Annotated in this window: 10 protein-coding genes; all 10 read left to right on the top strand. The window is 68.4% G+C overall.

Going from position 1 to position 13,574, the window contains the following annotated elements:
- Nucleotides 1-26 precede the first annotated feature (26 nt).
- The 10 genes from ACFWZU_RS01225 to ACFWZU_RS01270 all read left to right on the top strand — a co-directional run bounded on the left by ACFWZU_RS01225 (nucleotide 27) and on the right by ACFWZU_RS01270 (nucleotide 13,571).
- Nucleotides 27-995 carry a potassium channel beta subunit family protein gene (locus tag ACFWZU_RS01225; protein WP_439699588.1) on the top strand — a complete coding sequence of 323 codons (969 nt, stop codon included), beginning with the start codon at nucleotides 27-29 and terminating at the stop codon, nucleotides 993-995.
- 1,067 nt (nucleotides 996-2,062) lie between these two features.
- The gene (locus ACFWZU_RS01230) at nucleotides 2,063-3,334 is read left to right on the top strand and encodes an efflux RND transporter periplasmic adaptor subunit (protein WP_439699589.1); all 1,272 of its coding nucleotides are present in this window, start codon (nucleotides 2,063-2,065) and stop codon (nucleotides 3,332-3,334) included.
- A 168-nt stretch (nucleotides 3,335-3,502) separates the two neighbouring features.
- Nucleotides 3,503-4,216, top strand: a complete 714-nt coding sequence (locus tag ACFWZU_RS01235) for an ABC transporter ATP-binding protein (RefSeq protein ID WP_327475897.1) — start codon at nucleotides 3,503-3,505, stop codon at nucleotides 4,214-4,216.
- A 149-nt stretch (nucleotides 4,217-4,365) separates the two neighbouring features.
- A complete protein-coding gene (locus ACFWZU_RS01240) occupies nucleotides 4,366-5,673 on the top strand; it encodes an ABC transporter permease (protein ID WP_439699809.1) in 1,308 nt (435 codons plus the stop codon).
- Between the two features lie 13 nt (nucleotides 5,674-5,686).
- Complete coding sequence (locus tag ACFWZU_RS01245) at nucleotides 5,687-6,919, top strand: ABC transporter permease (RefSeq protein WP_439699590.1); 1,233 nt, start codon at nucleotides 5,687-5,689, stop codon at nucleotides 6,917-6,919.
- 168 nt (nucleotides 6,920-7,087) lie between these two features.
- Nucleotides 7,088-8,401 (top strand): ABC transporter permease, encoded by a 1,314-nt coding sequence (locus ACFWZU_RS01250; RefSeq protein WP_439699591.1) that lies wholly within the window; start codon nucleotides 7,088-7,090, stop codon nucleotides 8,399-8,401.
- An 8-nt stretch (nucleotides 8,402-8,409) separates the two neighbouring features.
- Complete coding sequence (locus ACFWZU_RS01255) at nucleotides 8,410-9,648, top strand: ABC transporter permease (RefSeq protein ID WP_439699592.1); 1,239 nt, start codon at nucleotides 8,410-8,412, stop codon at nucleotides 9,646-9,648.
- Between the two features lie 46 nt (nucleotides 9,649-9,694).
- Nucleotides 9,695-10,993: an ABC transporter permease gene (locus tag ACFWZU_RS01260; RefSeq protein WP_439699593.1), complete on the top strand. Its 1,299-nt coding sequence runs from the start codon at nucleotides 9,695-9,697 to the stop codon at nucleotides 10,991-10,993.
- Nucleotides 10,994-11,002: 9 nt separating this feature from the next.
- Nucleotides 11,003-12,223 (top strand): ABC transporter permease, encoded by a 1,221-nt coding sequence (locus ACFWZU_RS01265; RefSeq protein ID WP_439699594.1) that lies wholly within the window; start codon nucleotides 11,003-11,005, stop codon nucleotides 12,221-12,223.
- Between the two features lie 46 nt (nucleotides 12,224-12,269).
- Nucleotides 12,270-13,571, top strand: a complete 1,302-nt coding sequence (locus tag ACFWZU_RS01270) for an ABC transporter permease (protein WP_439699595.1) — start codon at nucleotides 12,270-12,272, stop codon at nucleotides 13,569-13,571.
- Nucleotides 13,572-13,574 lie beyond the last annotated feature (3 nt).

The raw sequence follows: 13,574 nt of genomic DNA on the forward strand, positions 1-13,574 counted from the left end.
GCCGCTTTCGCCTGAGGAGCCCCGCCATGCTCTACCGCCGCCTCGGCCGCACCGGCCTGCAATTGTCCGCGCTGTCATTTGGCGCGTGGGTGACCTTCGGCCGCCAGGTCGGGCGCTCGCAGGCGCGCGAGTTGCTGGCGCTGGCGTGGGACCGGGGCGTCAACTTCTTCGACAACGCCGAAACCTACAACCGCGGCGACGCCGAGCGGCTGATGGGCGACGTGCTCGCGGACCTGCGCTTCCCGCGCGACAGCTATTGCGTGTCGAGCAAGGTGTTCTTCGGCGCCGTGGACAACCCCAAACCCACCCAGCGGGGGCTCTCGCGCAAGCACGTGATCGAGGCCTGCCACCAGGCGCTCGAGCGCCTGCGCGTCGATCACCTGGACCTCTACTTCTGCCATCGCCCCGATCCGGACACGCCGATCGAAGAGACGGTGGCGGCGATGGACACGCTGGTGCGCCAGGGCAAGGTACTCTACTGGGGCACCAGCGAGTGGCCGGCCGAGGCGATCGCCGAGGCGCACCGGATCGCGCGCGAGAACCACTGCTACGCGCCGGTGGCCGAGCAGCCGCAGTACAACCTGCTGCATCGCGAGCGGGTCGAGCGCGAGTACGCGCCGCTGTACGAGCGCTTCGGCATGGGTACGACGATCTGGTCGCCGCTGGCGTCCGGGCTGCTGGCCGGGCGCTACAACGAAGGCATTCCGGACGACTCGCGCCTGGCGCAACCGGGCTACGAGTGGTTGCGCGAGACGGTGCTCGGCTCCGGGCGCGAACGGGTGGAGCGGGTGCGCCACCTGGCGCCGATCGCGCAGGAGCTCGGCGTGAGCCAGGCGCAGCTGGCGCTTGCGTGGTGCCTGGCCAATCCGCACGTGTCCACGGTGCTGCTGGGCGCGAGCCGGCGCGAGCAACTGGAGCAGAACCTGGCGGCGCTGGAGCTGGTGCCGCGCATCGACGCGGCGATGAGGCAGCGGATCGAGCAGGCCGTGGGGTGAGGGCTTCCGCACACGGCCGGGCGCCCGCGCTCGGCTCGCTTTCCTCTCCGGGGAGAGGGTTGGGGTGAGGGGCCGGGGCTCGCGGGGATATTCGCGTTAGGTGTTGCCTTGCGTGTTGTTCTTGCTGGGTTTTTCCGCGACTGGGCTCGCCTGCGGCGGGCTTTCGATCGCCTGCCGGCGCTCGAGTCACTTTTCTTTGCTGGCCCAAAGAAAAGTAACCAAAAGAAACGGCCTGGCGCAGCCCGGGGTGGCTGAAAAGCTAGGTGCCACCTCGCCCTGCTTGGATGGTCTCTTGCTCTTAGAGGAGCTGCCGCCGCTTTACCGCGGGCGCTCGGGAGTTGGGGCAAGGGGGGGGCTTGCGGTGGCGTGGGGCTGCTACCGATTTGCGCCTTCAGAGCGGTCGAGGGTTCTGACGCGCCGAACCGCACGACGAGCCGAGCCGAGCACGACGGCTTCGTTCGTTTCGCTTTGTGATTGCGAGCCCTACTGGCGAGCACGACAAGCTCCGTCGGCGAGAGACCCACAAAAGCCGATACCAGCAAACCCGCTGCATGCCTCCCTTGCCTCACCTCCCGAGCGCCCGCGGTAAAGCGGCGGCAGCTCCTCTAAGAGCAGGAGACTGACCAAGCAAGGCGGGGAGGCACCTAGCTTTTTGGCCACCCCGGGCTGCGCCAGGCCGTTTCTTTTGGTTACTTTTCTTTGGGCCCGCAAAGAAAAGTGACCCGAGCGCCGTCAGGCGATCGGAAGCCCGCCGCAGGCGAGCCAAGTCGCGGAGGAACTTGCAAGAACGACAAGCAAGCCCCTGCTCGGCGACCATTCCCGCGAGCCCCGGCCCCTCACCCCGACCCTCTCCCCGGCGGGGAGAGGGAGCAGAACGGGCAGGCATGCCTTTCTTCGGCCGCGGTGTCCGGCCGCTTGTCCGCCTGTCCGTCGCCGTGTCCGCGGACAGCGGACACATCGAACACGGTTTCCGCAAAAGCACGCAGCCGCAAGGCCTGCGCGGTTCCGACACGACTTGGCACGGCGGTTGCTCAACCAGCCACAGTCATATCCGTCAGGACCGCCCGATGATCCGCGACACCTCCGCTCAAGACCGCCTGGTCGAGGTCAAACCCAACCGCAAGCGCCAGTTGCTGTTTGCCGGCATCGGCCTGGCCGTGCTGGCGACGCTGGCCTTTGCGCTGCCGACCGCGATGCGGCTGTTCTCGGCCGACGCATCGGTGAGCGCCTCGCGCCTGTCCTTTGCCACCGTCGAGCGCGGCCTGTTCGTGCGCGACATCGCGGCCGAAGGCAAGGTGGTGGCGGCGGTCAGTCCGACCATGTACGCCACCTCCGGCGGTGCGGTCACGGTCAAGGTGCATGCGGGCGACACGGTGAAGAAGGGCCAGGTGCTGGCCGTCATCGACAGCCCGGAACTGACCAACAAGCTGCTGCAGGAAGAGTCCAACGCCGACGCGATGGAAGTGGAATACCAGCGCGCGCAGATCGAGGCCCGCAAGCAGCGCTCCTCGCTGCAGAAGGCCTACGACAACGCGCTGATCGACCAGCAGGCGGCCGAGCGCGACCTCGCCCGCAACGAGAAGGCGTTCAAGCTGGGCGCCGTCTCGGGCATGGACGTGGACCGCGCCAAGGACACCCTGCAGAAGGCCAGGCTGACCACCCAGCACGCCAAGTCCGATCTGGGGATGGACAACGCCAGCCTGAACTTCGACATCAAGTCGAAGAAGCTCGCGCACGAGCGCCAGGTGCTGCTGGTCAAGGACCTGCAGCGCCAGGTCGACGACCTCAACGTGAAGTCGCCGGTCGATGGCCAGGTCGGCCAGCTGTTCATCGCCGAGCGCGCCACCGTGGCCAAGGACGCCAAGCTGCTGAGCGTGATCGATCTCTCCGCGCTGGAAGTGGAGATGCAGGTGCCCGAGAGCTTCGCCCGCGACCTGGCGATCGGCATGAACGGCGAGATCACCGGCAACGGCCACACCTGGAAGGGCATCGTCAGTGCGATCTCGCCCGAGGTCGTGAACGGTGAAGTGGCAGCGCGCCTGCGCTTCGACGGCAGCACGCCGAAGCAGCTGCGCCAGAACCAGCGCCTGTCCGTGCGCATCCTGCTCGACAAGCGCGACAACGTGCTGACCGTGCAGCGCGGCTCCTTCGTCGACGAATCCGGCGGCAACTTCGCCTATGTCGTGCACGACGGCATTGCCGAGAAGAAGCCGATCCGCGTGGGGGCCAGCAGCATCGACAAGGTCGAGATCCTGGATGGCCTCAAGGAAGGCGACCGGATCGTGATTTCCGGCACCGACAACTTCAAGGATGCGGCCAAGGTCGCCATCAGCGACTGATCACTGGCGGGGAACGGAGCATGGGGAACAGGAAAAAGATGAATCCGGAGGCGGCCTCCTCGCCGTGGAAACCCCCGGAGTGGTGACCCCAGACACCACGTGCACCTCATCCCGTTCCCCATCCTCCGTTCCCTGCACGAACCACCACCACCACCGAAGGACGTAACCATGCTCAAGATGACCCACCTGTCCAAGGTCTACCGCACCGAAGTGGTGGAGACCTACGCCCTGCGCGACTTCAACATCGACGTGAAGGAAGGTGAATTCGTCGCCGTCACCGGTCCGTCCGGCTCGGGCAAGACCACCTTCCTGACCATCGCCGGCCTGCTGGAGACCTTCACCGGTGGTCACTACCACCTCGACGGCATCGAGGTGAGCCAGTTGAACGACAACGCGCGGTCGAAGATCCGCAACGAGAAGATCGGCTTCATCTTCCAGGCGTTCAACCTGATCCCCGACCTCAACGTCTACGACAACGTCGAAGTGCCGCTGCGCTACCGCGGCATGAAGGGCGCCGAGCGCAAGCAGCGCATCATGGACGCGCTCGAGCGCGTGGGCCTGGCCTCGCGTGCCAAGCACTACCCGGCCGAACTCTCCGGCGGCCAGCAGCAGCGCGTGGCGATCGCCCGCGCGCTGGCCGGCTCGCCCCGCCTGCTGCTCGCCGACGAACCGACCGGCAACCTGGACACGCAGATGGCCCGCGGCGTGATGGAGCTGCTGGAGGAGATCCATCGCGAGGGCGCCACCATCGTCATGGTGACCCACGATCCGGAGCTGGCCGCCCGCGCCCAGCGCAACGTGCACATCATCGACGGCCAGGTGGTCGACCTGTCCGAGGAGCCGCGCTTCCACGCCCACAACGCTCGGGTCGCCGACGCCTGACGTTGCCTGAAAGTCCCCTACCTCGGCGTCTGCCGGGGGAGAGGGGGCAACGCCGACGCCTGACGTTGCCTGAAAGCCCTCTCCCCGGACCTGCCGGGGAAGAGGGAGCAGAAGCGGCCGTGCATCCACCTATCCGGGATATCTCCGACATGTTCGCCTACTACTTCCAGCTTGGCCTGCGCAGTCTGCGCCGCAACCCGCTGTTGACCGCGTTGATGGTGATGGCGATCGGTTTCGGCGTGGCCGCCTCGATGATCACCTACTCGGTGTTCCGTGCGACCTCGAACAACCCTATCCCGCAGAAGTCCGATCAGCTCTACGCGGTGCAGATCGCCAACTGGAAGGCGGAAGACCTGGACCAAGGTGAACCGCCTCCGGCGCTGACCTACACCGACGCCATGGCCTTCATGCAGGCGCACAAGGCCAAGCGCCAGACCGCGCTCTATCCGATCGCGCCCTCGGTGATCCCGGCCGACGCCAGCCGCCTGCCGATCGAGGAGAACAGTTACGCCTGGTATGGCGATGCCTTCGCCATGTTCGACATCCCCTTCCTCTACGGCGGCCCGTGGACGCAGGCGCAGGACGACGCGCGCGCCGCGGTGGTGGTGATCGGCAAGAAGCTCAACGACAAGCTTTTCAACGGCAAGAACAGCGTTGGCAAGACGATCAACCTCGACGGGCATGACTACCGCATCACCGGTGTGATCGGCGAGTGGGATCCGCAGCCACTGTTCTTCGACCCGGTCAACACCGGCGGCTTCGGTGACCCGATCGGCCTGTTCATTCCGTTCACCCGCGCCATCGACCTGCAGATGACCACCGCGGGCAACAACAACTGCAACGAAACGCCGGGGACCGGCTGGGACAACTGGCTGCATTCGGAGTGCATCTGGATCGAGTACTGGGCCGAGCTTCCGACCCCGGCCGACGCCGATGCATACAAGCGCTGGCTCACCGGCTACGCCGCCGAGCAGCAGCGGGCCGGCCGCTTCAAGTGGGCGCCGAACGTGCGCCTGCGCGACGTCACCGACTGGCTGGACTTCCAGAAGGTCGTCCCGCCGGAATCGAAGATCTCGCTGCTGGTGTCGCTGGGCTTCCTGCTGATCTGCCTGGTCAACACCATCGGCCTGCTGCTGGCCAAGTTCATGCGCCGCTCGCCGGAGATCGGCGTACGCCGGGCGCTGGGCGCATCGCGCAAGGAGATCTACGCGCAGTTCCTGATCGAGGCGGGCACCGTGGGCCTGACTGGCGGCGCGCTCGGCCTGCTGCTGACCGGCCTGGGCGTGCTCGGGGTGGGCTGGGTGTTCGACGAACAGATCGCCCGCCTGGCCACGCTGGACGGCTCGCTGGTGGCGCTGACCCTGGTCGCCGCGGTGCTGGCCACCTTGCTGGCCGCGTTCTATCCCACCTGGCGGGCCGCGCAGGTCCAGCCTGCGTGGCAGCTGAAGTCCAACTAGAGGAGCGACGACGATGTTGCAGATCAAGCCCATTCTCGCCGCCCTCAAGCGCCACAAGGCCGGCACCGTCCTGATCGCGCTGCAGATCGCGCTGACCCTGGCGATCGTGTGCAACGCGCTGTTCATCATCCAGCAGCGCACCGAGCACCTCTCGCGCCCGACCGGGATGACGGAGACCAACCTGCTGACCGTGGCCAACCGCTGGGTCGGTGCCGACGACAAGAACACGCCCTCGCTCGGCAAGACCGACCTGGAGGCGCTGCGCCGCATGCCGGGCGTGGTGGACGCGACCATGACCAACTCCTACCCGCTGCGCGGCGGCGGCTGGTCGACCAGCGTCAACACCACACCCGAGGCGAAGAAGGAGATGGCGCACACCACGCTCTACTTCACCGACGACCACGCGTTGGCAGCGATGGGGGCCAAGCTGGTGGCCGGCCGCAACTTCCGCCCGAGCGAGATCGAGTGGGTCGACGCGAAGGAGTTCCAGACCACGCCGGTGGTGATCGTGACCAAGGCGCTGGCGGACAAGCTGTATCCGGACGGCAGCGCGCTGGGCAAGGTGCTGTACCACTCCGGTCACACCAAACCCAGCACCATCGTGGGCATCGTCGAGCGCCTGCAGGTGCCCTGGACCGGCACCTGGGCCAGCAACTTCGCCGAGAACACGATCCTGATTCCGCGCCTGCTGACCGGCAACTTCGGTAGCTACCTGGTGCGCACGCAGCCCGGGCAGCTCGAGCGCCTGACCAAGGCCGTGCCGCAGTTGCTGATCCAGACCAACCGCATGCGCGTGATCCCGGAGGAACGCGGCGTGCGCACCTTCGCCGAAGTGCGCGAGCAGGCCTACAAGAGCGACCGCGGCATGGCGATCCTGATGGGCGTGGTCTGCGCGGTGCTGCTGGCGATCACCGCCGCCGGCATCGTCGGCCTGACCAGCTTCTGGGTGGGCCAGCGGCGCAAGCAGATCGGCGTGCGCCGGGCGCTGGGCGCGACCAAGCACGACATCCTCTCCTACTTCCTCACCGAGAACCTGCTGATCGGCGCCGGCGGCGTGCTCGTGGGCGCGGCCCTGGCGATCGGCATGAACCTGTGGCTGGTGAGCCATTTTGAGATGGAGCGGCTGTCGCTGCTGTACGTGGCCGCGGGCGTGATCGCGCTGCTGCTGCTGGGGCAGGGCGCCGTGCTGGCGCCGGCGATGAAGGCCTCGCGCGTGCCGCCGGTGGAGGCGACGCGTTCGGTCTGATCTGCGCCTCACTCTCCAGCGGGACGAGGGCCGCCCAAAGGCGCGGTCCCGCCCGCCACTTGATCGAAGGCGGGCAACGGTTCGGGCGAGCGCAGAGCTTGCGCTTCGCCCCTGCCTCACTCCAGACCCTCTTCCCACGGACGGGAGCGGGCAGACACGGGATGCCGGATGTTTCTCCATTACCTCCAACTCGGCCTGGCAAGCCTTCGGCGCAACCCGCTGCTGACGGCGTTGATGGTGATGTCCATCGGCTTCGGCGTGGCCGCGTCGATGATCACCTATGAGGTGTTCCGGGTGGTTTCCAGCGATCCGATCCCGCACAAGTCCGCGCGCCTGTTCGTGCCGCAGATCGACAACCGCGGGCCGCGCTACAACCGCGATGGCGAGCCGCCGGACGCGCTTACCTATACCGACGCGGTGGCGCTGATGCAGGCCCGGCGCGCGCCGCGCCAGACCGTGCTGTACGCGGTGGGGCTGTCGGTGATGCCACGGCAGCCGGGCCGGCTGCCGTTCAAGGCGCTCGGCTACGCCACCACCGCCGACTTTTTCACGATGTTCGACCTGCCGTTCCTGCACGGCGCCGGCTGGCCTGCCGGCAGCGACGCTGCGCGCGTACCGGTGGTGGTGATCGGGCGCCAGCTCAACCAGCGCCTGTTCGGCGGAGCCGACAGCGTGGGGCGCGAACTGGTGATGGACGACCAGGCCTACCGCGTGGCCGGCGTGATCGACGACTGGAACCCGCAGCCGCGCTTCTTCGACATGTTCAGCAGCAATGGCTACGCCGACGCGCCGCAGATCTTCATTCCGTTCCAGTTTGCCGTCGACGCCGGCATCGAGACCTACGGCAACAACAGTTGCGGCAGCGGCGGCAAGCGCGGTTCGGACCGGCAGAGCTGGCTCCGCGGCGAATGCGTCTGGATCAGCCCATGGGTGGAGCTGGACGACGCGGCGCAGGTACAGGGGTATCGCCGGTTCCTGGAGGACTACGCGGGCCGGTTGCGCGAGGCGGGCCGTTTCGGCTGGGCACCCAACGTGCGGCTGCGCAACGTGCGCCAGTGGCTGGACTATCGCGGCGCGGTGCCGCCGGAAAGCCGGATCGCGCTGGCCGTGGCGATCGGCTTCTTCGCGATCTGCCTGGTCAACACCATCGGGCTGCTGCTGGCGAAGTTCCTGCGCCGCGCGCCCGAGATCGGCGTGCGCCGCGCGCTGGGCGCCTCCCGGGGAGACATCTATCGGCAGTTCCTGGCCGAGGCGGGCATGGTGGGGCTCGCCGGTGGCGCGCTGGGCGTGCTGCTGACGGGCGTGGGCATGTTCGGCGTGGGGCTGGTGTTCCAGCCGCAGATCGCGCGGCTCGCCCACCTGGACCTGCGGCTGGTGGCGCTGTCGCTGGCGGTGGCGATCGGCGCCACGGTGCTGGCGGCGTTCTATCCGACCTGGCGGGCCGCACAGGTGCAGCCGGCCTGGCAGCTGAAGTCCAACTGAGGCAAGCCATGGACATGCAGGTCAGGCCCATCCTCAGCGCGTTGCAGCGGCACAAGGCCGGCGCGGTGCTGATCGCACTGCAGATCGCGCTGACCCTGGCGATCGTCTGCAACGCGCTTTTCATCGTGCACGAGCGGCTGTCGCACCTGTCCGAGCCGACCGGGCTGGACGAGGCGAACACCTTCGTCATCCAGAACGAGTGGGCCGGCAAGGCGTCCTACGCGCGACTCGACGCCGAGGCGCGTGCCGACCTGGAAGTGTTGCGCCGCCTGCCGGGCGTCGCCGACGTGACCATCAGCAACTCCTATCCGCTGCGTGGCGCCGGCTGGGATGACGGCATCCGCCTCTATCCCGGCCAGCTCACCGACACCACCGGCGCCACCGTGTACTTCGCCGACGACCATTTCCTGGGGACACTGGGGCTCAAGCTGGTCGCGGGCCGCGACTTCCGGCCCGAGGAGATCGGCGCCATGGCGGCCCAGGATCGCCTGGACCCGGGCGAGGTCATCGTCACCCGGGCGTTGGCCCAGGCGTTGTTCCATGGCGACGGGGCGGTCGGACGCACGATCTACCTGGCGGGAGGCAACCCCGCCACGGTCGTCGGCGTGGTCGAGCGGCTGCAGGCCCAGAGCGTGGCCCGCTGGGCGGCCGACTTCGCCCACCGCGTGGTGATCGTTCCGCGGCGGCTGGTCAGCTCGCTGGGTACTTACTACATCGTGCGCACGCATCCTGGCCAGATGGCCACCGCGATGCACGCGGCGCCCGCGGCGCTGGTCGCCCGCAATCCGCGCCGCATGTTCGACCCCGAGCTGGGTGTGCTGAGCTTCGCCCAGGTGCGCGAACGCGCCTACGAGAGCGACCGCGGCATGGCCACGCTGATGGGGGTGATCAGTACGGTCCTGCTTGCGATCACCGCTGCGGGAATCGTCGGCGTCACCAGTTTCCGCGTGGGCCAGCGGCGTCGGCAGATCGGCATCCGCCGCGCGCTTGGCGCGCGCCGCCGCGACATCCTCGGCCATTTCCTTACCGAGAACCTGCTGATCGCCCTCGCCGGCGTGCTGCTTGGCGTGGTGCTCGCCGTCTCGATGAACGTTTGGCTGGTGGTACGGCTCGGCGCGCCACTGATGCCGCCCCTGTACCTGCTGGCCGGTGTGGTGCTGCTGCTGTTGCTGGGGCAGGCAGCGGTGCTCGCGCCGGCGATGAAGGGTTCGCGCGTGCCGCCAGTGGAGGCCACGCGCAGCGTGTGATGCAGCCCGGCCTTCCCGAGGGGGAGGGATCCGGCGAGGAGACCTGATGTTCGGCTACTACCTCCAACTTGCGCTGCGCAGCCTCGGCCGCAACCGCGTGCTGACCACGCTGATGGTGCTCGCGCTGGCGCTGGGCATCGGCGCGTGCATCACCACACTGACCGTACTGCGGCTGCTCTCGGGCGACCCGCTGCCCGGCCGCAGCGCGCAGCTCTACTACCCGCAGATCGATCCGTATCCGAAGGACGGCTACATCCCCGGCGAGAGCAGGCCGCAGGAGAACCTCACCTGGGTCGACGCGAACAACCTGTTCCACGCCCACCGCGCGCCCCGCCAGGCGCTGGTCGCGCTGGGCTCGGCCAAGATCCAGTCACGCGACGCGGGCGGGCGTCCGTTCTTCGGCGATGCGGTGATGACCACCGCCGATTTTCTGCCGATGGTCGGCGCGCCGTTCCGCTACGGCAGCGCGTGGAGCGCCGATGACGATGCCGCCGGCGCGCGCGTGGTGGTGATCGCCGACTTCCTCAACCAGAAGCTGTTCGGCGGCGCCAACAGCGTGGGCCGCACGCTGCGCCTGAACGGCCACGACTTCCGCGTGGTCGGCGTGCTCGGCCACTTCTCGCCGCAGCCGCGCTTCTATGCGATCAATATCGGGCGCAGCTACGGCGAGGGCGATGCTGCGTTCCTGCCGCTGCGCGCCGCGCGCGCGGTGCAGCTGGATCCGAACAACATCAGCTGCTGGGAAGCGGCCGACATCGAGCACCTGGAAACCGCGCCGTGCATGTGGCTCGGCCTGTGGGTCGAGCTGCCCGACGCCGCGGCGGTGGCCAGCTACCAGCGCTTCCTCGACGGCTACGTGCGCGAGCAGATCGCGCAGGGCCGCTTCCACCGCACCGACACGGCGCTGCCGGACGTGCTGCAGTGGCTGCGCAACGAACACGTGGTGCCCGACGATGCGCAGCTGCAGGCCGGGCTGGCCTTCGGCTTCCTGCTGATCTGCGTGACCAACACCATTGGCCTGCTGCTCGCCAAGTGCCTGCGACGCTCGCGCGAGATCGGCGTGCGCCGCGCGCTGGGCGCCACGCGCGGGGCGATCTTCGGGCAGTTCATGGTCGAGGCAGCCATCGTCGGCCTGGCCGGCGGCCTGCTCGGCCTGGTGTTCGCCGAGCTGGGCCTGTGGGGCATCCGCCACCAGCCTGCCGAATACGCGAGCCTGGCCCGCCTGGACCTGTCGATGTTCGCGTTCACCTTCCTGGTCGCGCTGCTGTCGGCGCTGGTCGCCGGGCTGCTGCCGGCCTGGCGCGCCTGCGTCGTGTCGCCCGCGCCGCAACTGAAGAGCACCTGAGGTCACGCCATGGAAATCGGACCCATCCTGGCCAGCCTGCGCAAGCACCGTATTCCGGCGCTGCTCATCGTGCTGGAAATCGCACTGGCCTGCGCGGTGCTGTGCAATGCCGTGTTCATGATCAGCGAGCGCGCCGGCGAGATCGGCCTGCCCAACGCGATCGACGAGCAGGCCTTGAGCGTGGTGACGCTGACCGGCGCCGACCCGGACCGCGCCAGCAGCGAGATCCCGCGCAACCTCGACGCGCTGCGCCGCATTTCGGGCGTGCAGGCGGTGGCGGTGCTCAACACCGTGCCGCTCTCGGGCAACGGCTGGAACAGCAACTTCACCACCCGGCCGGACATGAAGCCGACCGACAAGGGCAGCATCAACTCCAACGTGTACCTGCTGGGCGAGGGCGCCGACCGTGCCCTGGGCCTGGACCTGAAGCAGGGCCGCATGTTCAGCGCCGAGGACTACGCCACCGCCTCGATGGGCTCCTCCTTCATGCCCGAGACGCACGTGGCGATCGTCAACCAGCGCCTGGCCGAACGGCTTTGGCCCGGCCAGTCGCCGCTGGGGCGCAAGATGTACGTGGGCCAGTACTGGTACCAGGTCGTGGGCGTGGTGGCGAACGTGCTGCGCCCGAAGCAGGCGGGCGCGGGACTGCCGGGCATCTACGACGCGGCGTTCTTCCCGATGCAGCCGACCGACGCGCTCGGCTACTACGTGCTGCGCAGCGCGCCGGGCGATCGCGATCGCGTCGCGCGCGAGGCCGAGGATGTGCTGGGCCGGCTGGAGCCGGGCGCCGTGGCCGAAGGGCGGACCTTCCCCGACATCCGCAGCGATTATTTCTCCGGTGCCGCCAGCATGGTCTGGATGCTGGTGCTGGTGTGCGTGGTGATGCTGGCGGTGACCGCCTTCGGCATCGTTGGCCTGACCAGCTTCTGGGTCGCGCAGCGGCGCCGCCAGATCGGCATCCGCCGCGCGGTCGGCGCGCGGCGCAGCCACATCCTGAGCTATTTCCGCACCGAGAACTTCCTGCTCAGCGGCGCCGGCGTGGTGCTGGGCATGGTGCTGGCCTTCGCCATCAACCTGTACCTGATGCAGCACTACGAGATGGACCGCATGCCCTGGTACTACCTGCCGGTCGGCGCCATCGCGCTGTGGCTGCTCGGGCAACTGGCGGTGTTCGGCCCGGCCCACCGCGCCGCCGCAGTGCCGCCGGTGGAAGCCACGCGCAGCGCATGAACCTTTCCCTCTCCCGCTGGGAGAGGCCATTGACGGAGAGACCGGGATGTTCGGCTACTACCTCGACCTGGCCCTGCGCAGCCTCAGGCGCAACAAAGCGCTCACCGCGCTGATGGTGCTGGCCATCGCGCTGGGCATCGGCGCGTGCATGACCACGCTGACCGTGCTGCACGTGCTCTCGGGCGACCCGCTGCCCGGCAGGAGTGCGCAGCTGTACTACCCGCAGCTCGATCCGCAGGACATGGACGGCTATCAGCCCGACCAGGACCCGCCGGTGCAGGTGACCTGGACCGACGGCATGAACCTGCTGCATGCCGGGCGCGCCGACCGCCAGGCGCTGATGACCGGCGGCGCGGTGCCGGTGCAGCCGGCGCAGTCCTCGATCGAACCGTTCTTCGAGGATGCGCGCTACACCACCGCCGACTTCTTCCCGATGTTCGAGGTGCCGATCCGCTACGGCCGCCCGTGGACGAGCGCCGACGACGAAGCGCACGCGCGCGTGGCGCTGATCTCGCGCAAGCTCAACGACAAGCTGTTCCAGGGCCGCGACAGCACCGGCCAGACCCTCCGCATGAACGATGTCGCCTTCCGCATCGTCGGCGTGCTCGACAGCTGGCGCATGACGCCGCACTTCTACGACCTCAACAACGGCAGCTATGCCGAAGACGAGGGCGTCTACCTGCCGCTGACCACCGCCTACGAGCTCAAGCTCGGCCGCAACGGCTCGACCGACTGCTGGGGCAAGGGCTCCGACCCGGACCACATGGATGTCGCCCCTTGCGTGTGGCTGCAGTTCTGGGTGCAACTGGACACGCCGGCCAAGGCCGCCGCGTACAAGCAGTTCCTGGTCAACTATTCGCAGGAGCAGAAGGCGCTGGGCCGCTTCCAGCGTCCCCCGAACGTGCGCCTGCCCGATGTGATGGGCTGGCTGGACTACAACAAGGTGGTGCCCGGCGACGTGCGGCTGCAGGCGTGGCTGGCGCTGGGTTTCCTGCTGGTCTGCCTGGTCAACACGGTCGGCCTGATGCTGGCCAAGTTCCTGCGCCGCAGCGCCGAACTGGGCGTGCGCCGCGCGCTGGGCGCCTCGCGCCGCGAGGTGTTCATGCAGTTGTTGGTGGAATCGGGCGTGATCGGCCTCACCGGCGGCATCGCCGGCCTGCTGCTGTCGCTGGTGGGCCTGTGGCTGGTGCGCAAGCAGCCGTCCGACTATGCCGCGCTCGCCCACCTGGACGTGCCGATGCTGCTGGCCACTTTCCTGCTGGCGGTCGGCGCGTCGCTGCTGGCCGGCCTGCTGCCCGCCTGGCGCGCCTGCCAGGTCACTCCCGCGCTGCAGCTGAAGAGCAACTAGGAG

Origin of the sequence: Frateuria sp. GZRR33 (genome assembly GCF_051900425.1) — a bacterium.
GTDB lineage: Bacteria > Pseudomonadota > Gammaproteobacteria > Xanthomonadales > Rhodanobacteraceae > Frateuria_A.

Excerpts from the sequence above, each read along its gene's own strand:
- ACFWZU_RS01260 (WP_439699593.1), top strand. The coding sequence starts at position 9,695 with ATGTTCGGCTACTACCTCCAACTTGCGCTGCGCAGCCTCGGCCGCAAC.
- ACFWZU_RS01225 (WP_439699588.1), top strand. The coding sequence starts at position 27 with ATGCTCTACCGCCGCCTCGGCCGCACCGGCCTGCAATTGTCCGCGCTG.
- ACFWZU_RS01245 (WP_439699590.1), top strand. The coding sequence starts at position 5,687 with ATGTTGCAGATCAAGCCCATTCTCGCCGCCCTCAAGCGCCACAAGGCC.
- ACFWZU_RS01250 (WP_439699591.1), top strand. The coding sequence starts at position 7,088 with ATGTTTCTCCATTACCTCCAACTCGGCCTGGCAAGCCTTCGGCGCAAC.
- ACFWZU_RS01230 (WP_439699589.1), top strand. The coding sequence starts at position 2,063 with ATGATCCGCGACACCTCCGCTCAAGACCGCCTGGTCGAGGTCAAACCC.
- ACFWZU_RS01235 (WP_327475897.1), top strand. The coding sequence starts at position 3,503 with ATGCTCAAGATGACCCACCTGTCCAAGGTCTACCGCACCGAAGTGGTG.
- ACFWZU_RS01255 (WP_439699592.1), top strand. The coding sequence starts at position 8,410 with ATGGACATGCAGGTCAGGCCCATCCTCAGCGCGTTGCAGCGGCACAAG.
- ACFWZU_RS01240 (WP_439699809.1), top strand. The coding sequence starts at position 4,366 with ATGTTCGCCTACTACTTCCAGCTTGGCCTGCGCAGTCTGCGCCGCAAC.
- ACFWZU_RS01270 (WP_439699595.1), top strand. The coding sequence starts at position 12,270 with ATGTTCGGCTACTACCTCGACCTGGCCCTGCGCAGCCTCAGGCGCAAC.
- ACFWZU_RS01265 (WP_439699594.1), top strand. The coding sequence starts at position 11,003 with ATGGAAATCGGACCCATCCTGGCCAGCCTGCGCAAGCACCGTATTCCG.